Origin of the sequence: Shewanella sp. TC10 (assembly GCF_009663145.1) — a bacterium.
GTDB lineage: Bacteria > Pseudomonadota > Gammaproteobacteria > Enterobacterales > Shewanellaceae > Shewanella.
Genome location: NZ_VKHR01000064.1, coordinates 1 through 14,746, shown reverse-complemented (window position 1 = coordinate 14,746; position 14,746 = coordinate 1). Strand labels below are relative to the sequence as shown.

Genomic DNA, 14,746 nt, shown 5'->3' with positions numbered 1-14,746 from the left:
TTTGTTGTGGATATAAGGAGACTCAATGCCGGATACGATTTCATTCAAAAATACTGATAGCGAAAATGAGCATAATCCTTGGCATGACCGCCGCTTAGGTGAAGATAAACTGAGGCGCAATGATCACCGCAGTCCATTTCAACGTGACCGCGCCCGTATACTCCACTCAGCCGCTTTTAGGCGTTTACAAGCTAAAACGCAGGTTCATGGTATTGGGATGAATGACTTCTTTAGAACAAGGTTGACTCATTCACTTGAAGTATCTCAAATTGGTACTGGCATTGCGGCACAGCTTAAGCGTAAATATCCACAAATAAGTAACTTGCTTGACTCAATGAGTTTAATTGAATCTTTATGCCTAGCCCATGATATTGGTCATCCACCTTTTGGCCATGGCGGCGAAGTTGCCCTTAATTATATGATGCGAGATCACGGCGGATTTGAAGGTAATGGTCAAACCTTTCGTATTCTGGCAAGGCTTGAACCATACACTCAATATTGGGGAATGAACTTAACCCGTAGAACTTTATTGGGGATCCTAAAATACCCCGCTCTGTATAACAAATTGCACGTAGATTTAGGCCAAGAAGAAATTAAAAATCATCGCCAACTTAAACCATCAGAATGGCCGCCAGTAAAAAGTTTGTTTGATGACGATAAAGACATTTACGATTGGGTATTAGCTGGATTAACACCTGGCGATCGAAATAGATTTATAAGTGCTAAGCCTAGTCCAAGCCAAACCTATCCCCATCATAGAACCCAATTTAAGTCCTTTGATTGCTCCATCATGGAATTAGCTGATGATATTGCTTACGCTGTTCATGATCTAGAGGATGCTATCGTAATGGGAATTGTCACTCCCACGCAGTGGCAACAAGATGTGGCTGATCATTTATCTGAAAGTGAAGATCCTTGGCTAAGCCATGAGTTTAAAACTATCGCGGATAAGTTGTTTTCTCATCAACATCATTTAAGAAAGGATGCCATTGGTACCCTAGTTAATGGCTTTGTCACTGACATTATTATTTCAGAAGATAACCATTTCGAAGAACCTCTTTTGAGATTTAATGCCAAATTACAACCCGCTTTTGCAGATGCACTGGATACACTTAAGAAATTTGTTTTTAAATACGTTATCCGCAAGCCTGAAATTCAAATGCTTGAATACAAAGGTCAGCAAATCGTCATGGAATTATTTGAAGCTTTTGAATCGGACCCTCTTCGTCTTTTACCATTAAACACTCAAGAACGTTGGCAACATGCAAAAGACAATAACACGAATGAAATGCGTATTATCGCGGATTATATTTCTGGCATGACTGATGAGTTTGCTGGCCGTTTACATCAACAACTTTTCGGGCCTAAATCTGCCGGAATTTTTGAAATCAGCCTAGAAAGATAAATGAGGACATTTCATAAAATCATATAAGGACTCACTATCTAGAGTCCTTAACCTGCAGACAATTCCGCAACCTTACCGTTCACCTTATCTCCTAATGTATTGGTGTTTGTGATCCCACCTTTCATGTCATTAAACCTTAAACTAGTTTAACTATGTTTAAACTGTGATCAGATCGCAAATCCATCTATTAATCTCGTAATAAAATTACATCAACAGTTGTTTTGTGCTGTAGATCACGACATCCATGCCTCCAAAGAGGTAATTTTATAACAAGGTTTAAGAATTCAAGAAAAATACAAGTTTTACATTTTAATAAGAGTCGTTACCTAAAACTATTTAGTTAACTATTTTTAAGGAAGTGATTATGACTGTCACCAATACTGAGCAACTTAACCAACTTGTTGACCGTGTGTCAAAAGCTCAAAAAGAGTTTGCTAATTTTAGCCAAGAGCAAGTCGACAAGATTTTTAGAGCTGCTGCACTCGCGGCTACTGATGCACGCATTTCATTAGCCAAAATGGCAGCAACTGAAACTAATATGGGATTATTGGAAGATAAAGTGATTAAAAACCACTTTGCTTCTGAATATATCTACAACAAATATAAAGATGATAAAACTTGCGGCATTATCGCCGAAGATGTCACTTTTGGCACCATCACCATTGCAGAGCCAGTCGGTATTATTTGCGGTATTGTACCCACAACCAATCCTACATCTACTGCTATCTTTAAAGCGTTAATCAGCCTTAAAACCCGAAATGGGATTATCTTTTCGCCTCACCCTAGGGCGAAACAATCCACAACGACTGCAGCTAGAATTGTGCTTGAAGCCGCAATTGAAGCGGGTGCACCAAAAGACATCATTGGTTGGATTGATGAACCTTCAGTTGCCCTTTCTAATCAATTAATGACTCATGAACAAATTAACTTAATCCTAGCTACAGGTGGCCCTGGAATGGTAAAAGCTGCCTATTCATCAGGTAAACCAGCTATTGGCGTCGGCGCTGGTAATACACCTATTGTGATTGATGAAACAGCTGATATTAAACGTGCTGTAAGCTCAATTTTAATGTCAAAAACGTTCGATTACGGTGTTGTTTGTGCATCAGAGCAAGCTGTAGTGGTGGTTGATAGTATTTACGATCAAGTAAAAGAACGTTTCGCAACTCACGGTGGCTACATGCTATCAGTCGCTGAAACTAAAGCGATGCAAGATGTAATCCTCAAAAATGGCAATTTAAATGCTGACATAGTCGGACAAAGCGCATCTACAATTGCAGAAATGGCAGGGATAGATGTACCAAGTTGGACCAAAGTACTTATCGGTGAAGTGACAGAAATTAGCGATGCTGAGGCTTTCGCACATGAAAAGCTATCCCCGCTTTTAGGTATGTATCGCGCAGCAGACTTTAACGATGCCATGGATAAAGCAGAAGCATTAGTCACACTCGGTGGTATTGGACACACCTCAGGATTATATACAGACCAAGATGGGCAAAGTGAACGTGTAAAAGCTTTTGGCTTTAGAATGAAAACAGCTCGAATTTTGATTAATACGCCAGCATCACAAGGCGGCATCGGTGACTTGTACAACTTTAAACTAGCGCCATCTTTAACCTTAGGCTGTGGCTCTTGGGGCGGTAACTCTATTTCTGAAAATGTCGGACCGAGCCATTTAATTAATAAGAAAACTGTCGCGAAAAGGGCTGAAAATATGTTGTGGCACAAACTACCATCATCAATCTACTTCCGCCGCGGCAGTTTGCCTATTGCACTTGAAGAGTTAGAAACTAAAAAACGTGCGTTAATCGTGACTGATAAGTTCCTTTTCAACAATGGCTATTGTGATGAAACAATCAAAATCTTAAAAGCCCAAGGTCTAGAAACTGAAGTCTTTTATGAAGTCGAAGCAGACCCAACACTGGCTATTGTTAAACAAGGTGCAAAAGTTGCTCAAAGTTTCCAGCCTGATGTGATTATCGCTTTAGGCGGTGGTTCTCCAATGGATGCAGCTAAAATTATTTGGGTGTTATACGAACATCCAGATGTTGATTTTGCTGATTTAGCGCTTAGATTTATGGACATTCGTAAACGTATTTACAAATTCCCTAAGTTAGGTGTCAAAGCGCAAATGGTTGCTATTCCGACAACATCGGGGACAGGTTCAGAGGTAACACCATTCGCCGTTGTGACAGATGAAGTCAGTGGAATGAAATACCCTATTGCTGATTATCAATTAACGCCAAATATTGCGATTGTCGATCCAAACCTTGTTATGGATATGCCTAAATCACTTACAGCATTTGGTGGTATCGATGCTGTGACCCATGCACTCGAAGCTTATGTCAGCGTGATGGCCAATGAATTTAGTGATGGCCAAGCACTGCAAGCGTTGGACTTATTAGTTAAGTATTTACCAGCAGCATATGAACAAGGTGCAAATGCCCCAGTGGCACGTGAAAAAGTCCATAACGGCGCAACAATAGCCGGTATTGCCTTCGCAAATGCTTTCTTAGGTATTTGTCACTCACTTGCCCATAAACTAGGTGCTGAATTCCATTTAGCTCACGGGTTAGCAAATGCACTGCTTATCAGTAACGTTATTAGATTTAACGCAACTGATATGCCAACAAAACAAGCATCATTCAGCCAATATGATCGCCCTAAAGCACTTTGTCGTTATGCGACCATAGCCGAGCATTTAAACATTGAGGGTGTCGAAACTGCTAACACTGACAATGAAAAAGTCGAGTTATTAATCGCTAAGATTGATGAACTTAAATCAGTAGTAGGTATTCCAGCTTCTATTCAAGAAGCAGGTGTTAATGAAGCTGATTTCTTAGCAAAACTTGATGAATTAGCTGAACATGCTTTTGATGATCAATGTACTGGCGCTAACCCGCGTTACCCATTAATTAAAGAGCTTAAACAAATTTTACTCGACAGTTTTTATGGTACTCAGTATCAAGACAAACAAGCTTAGTTGTTAGATGCTTTAAGTCTTTATTAACTAAAGAGTACTGATGAGTCTATAAAGCAAATCATTAGAGAATAAACTACAACGCTAGCCATTCAATTTGAATCGGCTAGCGTTTTTGTTTGCGAACACTTTACAATAAACAAACGTTAAACAACTAAGCAATTATTGCGGTTGCACTCACCTTCTGTTTTACTAATCGTACAAATTCCAACACCTACTAGTGAATGTTCAATGAATCGTCGTTTGTTTTTAAAAACCATATTTGCTGGCGGAACAATAACTACTGCTTCGGTGGGAGTATTGTGGTTTTCAATCGACACAGAAACTGAACCACTGACTATCAGCGGCACCCTTGCAAAATTATCGAAGTTTAGACAACAGTTGCTTGATAACCCAGCAACTGAAGATGACATCAGCTTCACCACAGGAAATTGGAATTTGCATCAAATATTCACCCATTGCGCACAAAGTGTCGAATATTCTATGTTGGGTTATCCTGAGCATAAGTCAGATGTATTTAAACAAACAATTGGAAGCTTGGCATTCTCTGCCTTTGTTGCAAAAGGAAAAATGAGCCACAACTTGAGTGAGGCAATACCTGGAGCGCCAGTACTGGAACAGCTACAAGAATTAAAAACACAAAACATCCTTGCTGCTATGAATCGTTTCACAACATCGTTAATTGATTTTGAGTCCTATACAGGTAAACTGCAGCCTCACTTTGCCTATGGCGAACTTTCCAAACAAGAATATGCACTCGCCCATGTTATGCATTTCAATAACCATTTAGTGGAAATAAATGTCTAAAGCCATAAGTATTTAAACACTTGATTAAGTGAAATTTGATACTTAATTTCATACTTAATTTTATACTTAATTACCTTAACAAACGTTGGACACACTATAAGTTTAATTTCATTTCAACTAAGGTTTTACTAAAGCCAAGTTTTTCGTAAGCACGCATTGCAGCTTTGTTGTCATCATAAACATCAAGGTAAAAATCATTTACTAATCGTTGCTTACTCCATTCAATAAGTTTGTCAATTAATAACTTATTAACTCCTTTACCTCTGTGCTCTGGAGCAACATACATAAAACCTAAGTAGCCATGTGTATCATGCGTTAATGATCGTTTTGAGACTCTAATTTGCACATAACCTGTAGCGATAATTTGGTCTTCTATTTCACCAACCAATAAGTAACTTTGTTCGTCAGTTAGTAGCCTTTCAAGATCATAGTAATATGCATTTTCAGGTTTTATTGATGAATTAAAAGGTCGCTCAGCTTCCACAACTTGTTGCTCTAGCTTTTTTAATACATCTAAATCTTGGATTACCGCTTTTCTAAATTTTAGGTTCAATTGTTTCTCGCCTGATATAAGTACTCTGAAATTTTCCAATGTAGATTTTGGCGGTGCATGTTTTTAATTTCACACGCTTAATTACCGTACACTTCCTACTAAGCCAGTTATTTTATCAGACTTCTGATTGTGGCTTGTTACCGCATCTATAAATGCATTAGGACTGTCCACGCCAATATAAATGTGGGTAATATCGCCTATTGGCGTTGCTAATGCTATTTCTATATTAGGGACACCACTGAAATTATAACGTTTAATATGAGGTTGCCGTTTAATAAACCCATGACTTGTGGAGATACTTTGAATATTTAATATCGGAACGGTCATAGTATTGAACACCCCGTAACGAATAAATATGTTTTGTTTATCAATAGTGATTGGACGAAGGGACATCGCAAGGTATTCCGCGATGAAGAACACTAAACTCAACAGCGTTAAACCTGTAATGATATTGGCAGCGAATGGCGTCCAAATAAAATGTAAAAGTAAGTGCATTAAGGGGATTTCAAATGCAATCATCAAAATAAAGCCAAGCGCGTTGGATTGCTGACTATCTTTGAAATGATAAAAAAAAGCACGTTCACCGTAATACAAATTAGGGTTTATGGATCGACTACAAAAAATAAAGTACCAAACACGGGCTTCTAGTATCAATATACTTGAAATCGTATTCGCCCCAAACGTTGACTTAACAGCAGATTCAATCGCCAAATCAGGATCTGTTTTTATACTAACTGCATTTTTAATTGCTACAAAAACACAGTAAATAGCACTGAATTCCATAAAAACAAAAATCACTAAAATGAGGTAACGTAAATCTGTTAAATAAGGCCAAATAGTTTGATCTTCACCAGGGATAAAATAGCTGCCAAATGTAACAAATAAAGCAAAGTAACCGATGGACTTAATGAGTGCTTGATTGACTGATTTGATACATAAAAAACAAATCAGTGGCATCGAAATCGCTATATCAATTAAAAATAACCAGTCTTGATTAGCAAAGCCATATTCATTGAGCCAATTATCAGTGTTAAAAAAATAATACCAAGCAAATAAAAGCAACAAGAAACTAATCAACGATATTTTTGATACCCAAACTTGAGACTGTGTTGTCATCTATAATCCTTTATCCATAACACAAACTTTAAGTTCTACGGCCTGAAACTTGTTAGCATTCTTCTAAAGTAGAGAATGCCCATTTAAGCAAAACATAAACCGGATAACTTTAACACTGTTCATAATATTAATAATTTAACAGACATAAAAAAACCACCAAAAGGTGGTTTTTTAATTAAGCAAATCGCTAAATGTTAAAGAGCGCTAATGGCGTCTTTACATAATTGAGTAATACGGCCCCAATCACCCTGCTCCATTGCATCTGTCGGAGCTATCCAACTGCCACCAATACAATCTACATTTGGTAATGCTAGATAGTTTTTGTAACTTGTTGGCGTGATACCACCTGTTGGACAAAAACGGATATTAGCCAATGGACCTGAGAATGCTTTAAGTGCATTCACACCGCCAGACGCTTCAGCTGGGAAGAATTTAAAATGGGTGTAACCCAATTCCATTCCTACCATAACTTCAGAAATACTCGCTACGCCAGGAATTAAAGGTACATTGCCTTTTTTCGCAGCTTCAAGTAATCCCTTTGTTGCACCAGGAGTAATGATAAATTGTGAACCAGCATCAATGGCTTGCTGTAGATGAAGTTCATTTAAAATTGTACCTGCACCCACAATGGCTTCTGGTACTTCTTTAGCAATTAATTCAATTGCTTCTAAAGCACACTCCGTGCGTAAAGTAATCTCTAAAACACTTATGCCACCCGCGACTAACGCTTTCGCTAACGGTACAGCATGCTCAATTTTATTGATAACCATTACAGGAACAATCGGACTGCGTTTAAAAATATCTTGTGGCTGTAATGTCCAGTTATTCTCAAGCATTCGTTAATCTTCCTTAAAATTAGTAAATTTCGTCAATAGCACTGGTACTGCGAGCGCCTGTTTCTGGACTGCTTAAACTACTTCGAAGTGCACCAAATAGTTCGCGTCCCATGCCATAACTTGAATGATGTAAATCCACTTTACCGGCAACACGTGCAGCTAAGGTTGCTTCATCCACAAGTAAACTTAATTCGCCGGTTTCGGCATTAACACGGATTAAATCGCCATCTTCTACTTTGGCAATCATTCCACCATCTAACGCTTCTGGCGTTAAATGAATTGCAGCAGGTACTTTACCTGATGCACCTGACATACGGCCGTCGGTAACTAAGGCAACTTTAAACCCTTTGTCTTGAAGCGTGCCAAGATACGGAGTTAGTTTATGTAACTCAGGCATACCGTTCGCTTTAGGGCCTTGGCCTTTTACTACAACGACACAATCTCTATCTAGTTCGCCAGCTTGGAATAGCGCATCCAGTTTGTTTTGATCGTCAATAACAACGGCAGGACCTTCAACAATACGGTTACCGTTAGGTACGGCGGAGACTTTAATCACAGCACGGCCTAAATTACCTTTAACCAATTTTAAACCACCATTATTTTGGAATGGTGTATCAACATTGGTTAAGACTTCTTTATCCAGACTTTCAGTCGGTCCATCAACCCATGTGAGTTTTCCGTCTAGAATGCGTGGCTCTTGGGTATACTTACGTAATCCAAATCCTGCTACGGTATTCACATCTTCGTGAATAAGTCCTGCATCAAGCAATTCTTTTACTAAAAACGCCATCCCGCCTGCAGCGTGAAAATGGTTAATATCTGCATGACCGTTCGGATACACTTTAGCCATTAATGGCACACAGTCTGATAAATCAGAAAAGTCATCCCAGTTAACAATGATGCCTGCAGCTCGAGCTGCTGCAACAATATGCATAGTCAGGTTAGTCGAGCCTCCAGTCGCAAGGATACCGACAATGCCATTGACTACAGATTTTTCATTAACCACTTCACCAATTGGTGTATATTGCGTGCCCATTTCGGTTAAACGACACACTTGTTTAGCTGCCATAGCGCTTAATTCATCACGCAATGGATCATCAGGATTAACAAATGAAGAACCAGGAAGCTGTAGCCCCATGATTTCAAGCATTAACTGGTTTGAGTTTGCTGTGCCGTAGAAAGTACAAGTACCGGCACTGTGGTAAGAGCTAGATTCAGCTTCTAACAGTGCAGCGCGATCGACCTTGCCTTGAGCAAACTGCTGACGAACACGTGCTTTTTCTTTGTTAGGAATACCAGACTTCATTGGGCCAGCTGGCACAAACATCATAGGTAAATGACCAAAGCTCAATGCACCAATTAATAAACCCGGTACGATTTTGTCGCAAATACCCAGCAGTAATGCACCATCAAACATGTTGTGAGATAAACCCACAGCAGTCGACATTGCAATGACTTCACGGCTAAGTAAGCTGAGTTCCATGCCTGGTTGACCTTGTGTCACACCATCACACATTGCAGGAACACCTGCAGCCACTTGCGCAACGCTACCGACTTCCTGACAAGCTTTCTTTAAAAAGTCTGGATAAGTCTCATATGGTTGATGCGCTGAAAGCATGTCATTAAACGCAGTAACAATACCAATATTGGCTTTTGTTAATTGACGCAATGATTCTTTATCTGCTGGCTGACATGCTGCAAAACCATGGGCTAAATTACCACAGCTTAACGCACTACGATGCACACCTTTTGCGCTTGCATCGTTTAAAGCTTGTAAATATTTTTCACGAGATTCTTTGCTACGTTCGATAATTCTATCGGTAACAGCTTGAACTACTGAGTGCATAATTGACTCCTTTAAGCGCTATAGAACACATCAACGGGCGTTTTACGCTGCGCTAATACTGCTCTGATAGGCATTTCGTTCACATCGTCATTTTCTAACGCTTGGCGATATACGGATAATTTTGATTCACCAACGAGATGTAGGTAAATTTGACGACTATTTAAAATCGCACCTTTAGATAAGGTAATGCGAGCATGTGGTGCAGTAGTTGGATTAACTACAGCGCACAATGCATCGGTGGTGAAAGCATTTTCTAGCTCTTCACTGCATGGGAACCATGAACAAGTATGACCATCTGTTCCCATTCCTAGAACCACCACATCAAATGGTTTAGGGAAGTTAGCTAAAGATTCAATCGTCATATCACAGCCCTTCTCTGGGCTTTCAAACATATTTTTTAAACCACGAAACTTGGCACTTGCTGCACGGTTTTGTAATAAATGTTCACGAACTAAGCGCTCATTTGAGTCGTTATCTTCAGCATCAACCCAACGCTCGTCGGCTAAAGTGACGTAAACATCACTCCAATCAATAGCTTTATTACTTAATAATTTAAATAATTTAAGCGGCGTAGAACCACCAGATACAACAAGACTCGCCTTGCCACGACTATCAACAGCATCTTGTAACTGAGAAGCAATTTTTTCTGCTAACTTAGCTTCTAAATCGCTTGGCGTATCAAATGACTTAAATACAGATTCTTTAATCATCTTAAAATCCTTACTCGTCCCAAGAACGACCGTCTTTAGTGATAAGAGCTACAGAAGCAACTGGGCCCCATGTACCTGCAGGGTAAGGCTTAGGTTTTTCACCGCCATTTTCCCAAGAGTTCATAATGCCATCTACCCAAGTCCAAGCTTCTTCAACTTCGTCACGGCGAACAAACAATGCTTGGTTACCAATCATGGCTTCAAGCAATAAACGCTCATAGGCATCGGCAATGCGTTCGTTCTTGAATGTATCAGTGAAACTTAAATCAAGCTTGGTCGTTTGAATACGTTGCTTTTCTTCCAAACCTGGAACTTTATTCATCATTTGAATTTCTACGCCTTCATGAGGCTGAAGACGAATAGTCAACTTGTTCGGTGGCAGGTTACGCATACTGTCGCGATACAGATTTAATGGTGGGTTTTTAAAGTACACCACAATTTCTGAACTCTTAAACGGCATACGTTTACCACTACGTAAGTAGAATGGTACGCCTGCCCAGCGCCAGTTATCGATGTCTACACGCAAGGCTACGAAAGTTTCTGTGCTTGATTTAACGTTGGCACCTTCTTCTTCTAAGTAACCTGGAACTGGACTGCCTTTTAAGAAACCTGCTGTGTATTGGCCACGGACAGTATTTTCAAAAACGTTAAAAGGAGTAATAGGACGTAATGATTTAAGTACTTTTACTTTTTCATCACGAATGCTGTCAGCATCAAGATTGACTGGAGGATCCATTGCTACGAGGGTTAACACTTGTAGTAAATGATTTTGGATCATGTCACGCATTTGTCCAGCGGTATCAAAGTAACCCCAACGGCCTTCAATACCAACTTCTTCTGCCACAGTGATTTGTACATGATCAATCGTACGGTTATCCCACTTAGAGGCGAATAAAGAATTGGCAAAACGAAGTGCAATCAAGTTTTGTACTGTTTCTTTACCTAAGTAATGATCTATACGATAAACCTGATTTTCGTTGAAATATTCTGAAACTTTGTTGTTAATAACTTTTGAAGACTCAAGACAAGTCCCGATTGGCTTCTCAAGCACAATACGCGTATCAGAATGAATTAAGTTTTGTTCGTTTAGACAGCGGCAGATATCACCAAAGATTGAAGGAGGAGTTGCAAAATAACTTACCATGACGCGTTTTGTCGGTTCTAGTAAGTCATGGAAAGCTTTATAACCTTCAGCTTCCGTAAAATTAGTGCCTATATAGTGGCAACGAGCAATAAATCTTTCGAGGGTCTCTTCACACAATTCGTCTTTAACAAAAGTGTTTAGAGCTTTTTGAACTAAGGCGATAAACTCTTCTTGAGTGAAAGCATCTTTAGCGACACCGATCACTTTCGTATCTTTATCTAGCAGGTTTGCTTTATCTAATTGATAAAGTGAAGGCAGTAATTTACGTCTCGCGAGATCGCCCTTCGTACCAAAAAGTACAAAATCGCAAGCCTTAGCCCCTGATGATGAGTTACTCATTGCTTTACATACTCCTTTATATTGTGTGCTCATTGGCTATTATTTTTTGCTGCCGATGATTTAAAACACACTTTTGTTGTAATATAACAACAGAATTTGATTTATGCATCTATAATTTGAAAATATTCGTTTGTCTTGTATCTAGCCTTTTTAACATAAAACCTGATAGTATTTTGGTGATAAAATTACTGTACTAACTCTTTATAGTTACAAAATAACTCAGTAAAGTGACTACATAACGTTTATAGAAGTACGAAAATTACTTCATTTACACTTAAAATGTAATTTATGATATAAAATTACATCATCCATTTTAGCGGACAATTGCTTATGAATACCCTTGAAAAGGTGCAAAAAAGCCTTACACAATTTAGTAAGTCAGAGCGTAAAGTGGCCGAAGTTATCTTATCTTCGCCACAGACAGCTATTCACTCAAGTATAGCTACGCTAGCAAAAATGGCTGACGTCAGTGAGCCAACGGTGAATCGCTTTTGTCGTCGTTTAGACACTAAGGGTTTCCCTGATTTTAAATTACATCTGGCACAAAGTCTCGCTAACGGAACACCTTATGTTAGCCGCCATGTTGAAGAAGATGATTCACCAGAATCTTATACAACAAAAATCTTCGAATCTTCAATGGCATCCCTTGATACAGCCCGCCAGAGCTTAGATGTAGTCGCAGTCAACAAAGCGGTTGATATTCTTACACAAGCTAAAACAATTTCATTTTTTGGACTCGGTGCTTCTTCTTCAGTTGCCCATGATGCTCAAAATAAATTTTTCAGATTTAATGTACCTGTCATATGTTTTGATGATGTATTAATGCAACGTATGAGCTGTATTGGATGTGATGAAGGTGATGTAGTCGTTCTTATTTCTCATACGGGTCGTACTAAGTCACTGATTGAGATTGCCCGAATTGCACGTGAAAACGGTGCAGCTGTCATCGGTATCACAGCTCGTAACTCTCCTCTTTCCCATGAATGTACCCTGCCAGTGACGATGGAAGTACCAGAAGACACAGACATGTACCTTCCAATGGCTTCTCGTTTAGCACAGCTTGTTACTATCGATGTGCTAGCAACAGGCTTTACTCTGCGCAGAGGCCCACGTTTCCGTGACAATTTGAAGCGTGTTAAAGAAGTTTTAAAAGAATCTCGCGTTAATAAAGATCTTACTATTTAAATATTGCCTTTAAATTACAGGTCTAAAAAGCCGAACAGTTATGACTGTTCGGCCTTTTTTTTGCCTAAAGATCGATTCTGTCACAAAAATAAAACACTAAAACCGTTCTTTTTGTTTGTAACTTTCCTACAAAATACCAAAATCTCTGTTAATATAGTTTCATTATTTGTACCGAATTCTTTTTCTTTAAATTAACGGAGTATCTTATGTTCCGCAGAACTAAAATCGTTACTACACTTGGCCCAGCAACTGACCGTGATGACAATCTACGTAAAATCATCGCAGCGGGTGCAAATGTGGTACGTCTTAACTTCTCACATGGTTCACCAGAAGATCACCTAAAACGCGCCACTGACGCACGTAACATCGCTAAAGAATTAGGCGTTCATGTTGCAGTCTTAGGCGACTTACAAGGTCCTAAAATTCGTGTTTCTACTTTCAAAGATAACAAGAAAGTTCAATTGAACTTAGGCGATACCTTTGTATTAGACGCAGCCTTAGGCAAAGGTGAAGGTGACGAAAAGCAAGTTGGTATTGATTACAAAGAATTGCCAAACGATGTCACTATTGGTGATATCTTAATGCTTGATGACGGTCGTGTTCAGCTTCGTGTTGATTCAGTTGATGGTCAGAAAGTTTTCACTACTGTTACTGTTGCAGGTCCTTTATCAAACAATAAAGGTATCAACAAACAAGGCGGCGGCTTAACCGCTCCAGCATTAACTGATAAAGACAAAGCAGATATTTTAACTGCGGCGCAAATTCAAGTTGATTACCTAGCCGTTTCATTCCCACGTACTGGTGCTGATTTAGATTACGCACGTAAGTTAGCTGAAGATGCAGGTAGCTTTGCGTTAATCGTTTCTAAAGTAGAACGTGCTGAAGCAGTCGGTACTGACGAAGCAATGGACGATGTGATCAAAGCATCTGACGCTGTCATGGTCGCTCGTGGTGATTTAGGTGTTGAAATTGGCGACGCTGCATTAGTTGCTGTTCAAAAGAAACTTATTAAGCGCTCTCGTCAGCTGAACAAAGTCGTTATTACAGCAACGCAGATGATGGAATCTATGATTTCAAGTCCAATGCCAACTCGTGCTGAAGTTATGGACGTTGCAAATGCTGTTCTTGATGGCACTGATGCAGTAATGCTTTCAGCTGAAACTGCTGCTGGTGACTTCCCTGAAGAAACAGTATTAGCAATGGGCAATGTGTGTAGAGGTGCGGAGCAACATCCATCTGTGATGTCTTCTAAGCATAGACTTGATCAAAAGTTCAATTCTATTGAAGAAACAATCGCCCTTTCGACTATGTATGCAGCAAACCATCTTGAAGGCGTTAAAGCTATAATTAGCTTAACTGAATCAGGTGAGACAACTAAGCTAATGTCTCGCATCAGTTCTTCATTACCGATTTTTGCACTATCTCGTCATCAAAAAACATTAGCGAAGTTAGCTTTATTCCGCGGTGTTATGCCAGTCCAATTTGATTCAACTGCTGTAGCTGCAGATGCATTAGCAACAGAGGCTTTAAAAGCTGTTGCAAAAGCGGGTTACCTTAAATCAGGTGACATGGTATTGATGACTAAAGGCGATGCGATGGAAACTGTTGGCGGCACTAACACTTGTAAAGTCTTAGTGGTAGCTTAATCGTTTCGAGCTTTCTGTTTAAGTTGCTTTTTAAAAGCCAGTAGTAAGAAAGTCACTTGTAAGAAAGCTAAATTGATAGTAAACCAATTAATGTTAAACCAAAAATTTGTTTACTCGTCAGTTTGATTAGTCATAAAAAAACCACCTCAWTGAGGTGGTTTTTTTATGACTAATCAAAC

11 protein-coding genes are annotated in these 14,746 nt (G+C 39.3%); 5 read left to right on the top strand and 6 right to left on the bottom strand.

Going from position 1 to position 14,746, the window contains the following annotated elements:
* Nucleotides 1-25 precede the first annotated feature (25 nt).
* The 3 genes from FNZ24_RS18045 (at nucleotide 26) to FNZ24_RS18035 (ending at nucleotide 5,192) form a co-directional block, all read left to right on the top strand.
* Nucleotides 26-1,405: an anti-phage deoxyguanosine triphosphatase gene (locus FNZ24_RS18045; RefSeq protein WP_153916229.1), complete on the top strand. Its 1,380-nt coding sequence runs from the start codon at nucleotides 26-28 to the stop codon at nucleotides 1,403-1,405.
* A 364-nt stretch (nucleotides 1,406-1,769) separates the two neighbouring features.
* Entirely contained in the window at nucleotides 1,770-4,388 is a 2,619-nt protein-coding gene (gene adhE, locus FNZ24_RS18040) for a bifunctional acetaldehyde-CoA/alcohol dehydrogenase (protein ID WP_153916228.1), read from the top strand.
* Nucleotides 4,389-4,616: 228 nt separating this feature from the next.
* The gene (locus FNZ24_RS18035) at nucleotides 4,617-5,192 is read left to right on the top strand and encodes a DUF1569 domain-containing protein (RefSeq protein ID WP_153916227.1); all 576 of its coding nucleotides are present in this window, start codon (nucleotides 4,617-4,619) and stop codon (nucleotides 5,190-5,192) included.
* Nucleotides 5,193-5,286: 94 nt separating this feature from the next.
* On the opposite strand, the gene FNZ24_RS18030 is transcribed toward FNZ24_RS18035, so the two are convergent.
* The 6 genes from FNZ24_RS18030 to zwf form a co-directional block, all read right to left on the bottom strand.
* Nucleotides 5,287-5,745, bottom strand: coding sequence for a GNAT family N-acetyltransferase (locus FNZ24_RS18030; RefSeq protein ID WP_153916226.1), 459 nt, complete (start codon nucleotides 5,743-5,745; stop codon nucleotides 5,287-5,289).
* A gap of 81 nt (nucleotides 5,746-5,826) precedes the next feature.
* Entirely contained in the window at nucleotides 5,827-6,861 is a 1,035-nt protein-coding gene (locus FNZ24_RS18025; RefSeq protein ID WP_153916225.1) for a PH domain-containing protein, read from the bottom strand.
* A 194-nt stretch (nucleotides 6,862-7,055) separates the two neighbouring features.
* The gene (locus FNZ24_RS18020) at nucleotides 7,056-7,697 is read right to left on the bottom strand and encodes a bifunctional 4-hydroxy-2-oxoglutarate aldolase/2-dehydro-3-deoxy-phosphogluconate aldolase (protein ID WP_153916224.1); all 642 of its coding nucleotides are present in this window, start codon (nucleotides 7,695-7,697) and stop codon (nucleotides 7,056-7,058) included.
* Between the two features lie 19 nt (nucleotides 7,698-7,716).
* Nucleotides 7,717-9,543 carry a phosphogluconate dehydratase gene (gene edd, locus FNZ24_RS18015; protein WP_153916223.1) on the bottom strand — a complete coding sequence of 609 codons (1,827 nt, stop codon included), beginning with the start codon at nucleotides 9,541-9,543 and terminating at the stop codon, nucleotides 7,717-7,719.
* An 11-nt stretch (nucleotides 9,544-9,554) separates the two neighbouring features.
* Nucleotides 9,555-10,253, bottom strand: coding sequence for a 6-phosphogluconolactonase (pgl, locus tag FNZ24_RS18010; protein ID WP_153916222.1), 699 nt, complete (start codon nucleotides 10,251-10,253; stop codon nucleotides 9,555-9,557).
* A 10-nt stretch (nucleotides 10,254-10,263) separates the two neighbouring features.
* Nucleotides 10,264-11,736 carry a glucose-6-phosphate dehydrogenase gene (gene zwf / locus FNZ24_RS18005; RefSeq protein WP_153916221.1) on the bottom strand — a complete coding sequence of 491 codons (1,473 nt, stop codon included), beginning with the start codon at nucleotides 11,734-11,736 and terminating at the stop codon, nucleotides 10,264-10,266.
* A 330-nt stretch (nucleotides 11,737-12,066) separates the two neighbouring features.
* On the opposite strand from zwf, the gene FNZ24_RS18000 reads away from it, so the two are divergent.
* Nucleotides 12,067-12,921 (top strand): MurR/RpiR family transcriptional regulator, encoded by an 855-nt coding sequence (locus FNZ24_RS18000; RefSeq protein ID WP_076541003.1) that lies wholly within the window; start codon nucleotides 12,067-12,069, stop codon nucleotides 12,919-12,921.
* A gap of 206 nt (nucleotides 12,922-13,127) precedes the next feature.
* Nucleotides 13,128-14,567 (top strand): pyruvate kinase, encoded by a 1,440-nt coding sequence (gene pyk, locus FNZ24_RS17995; RefSeq protein WP_153916220.1) that lies wholly within the window; start codon nucleotides 13,128-13,130, stop codon nucleotides 14,565-14,567.
* Nucleotides 14,568-14,746: the final 179 nt, after the last annotated feature.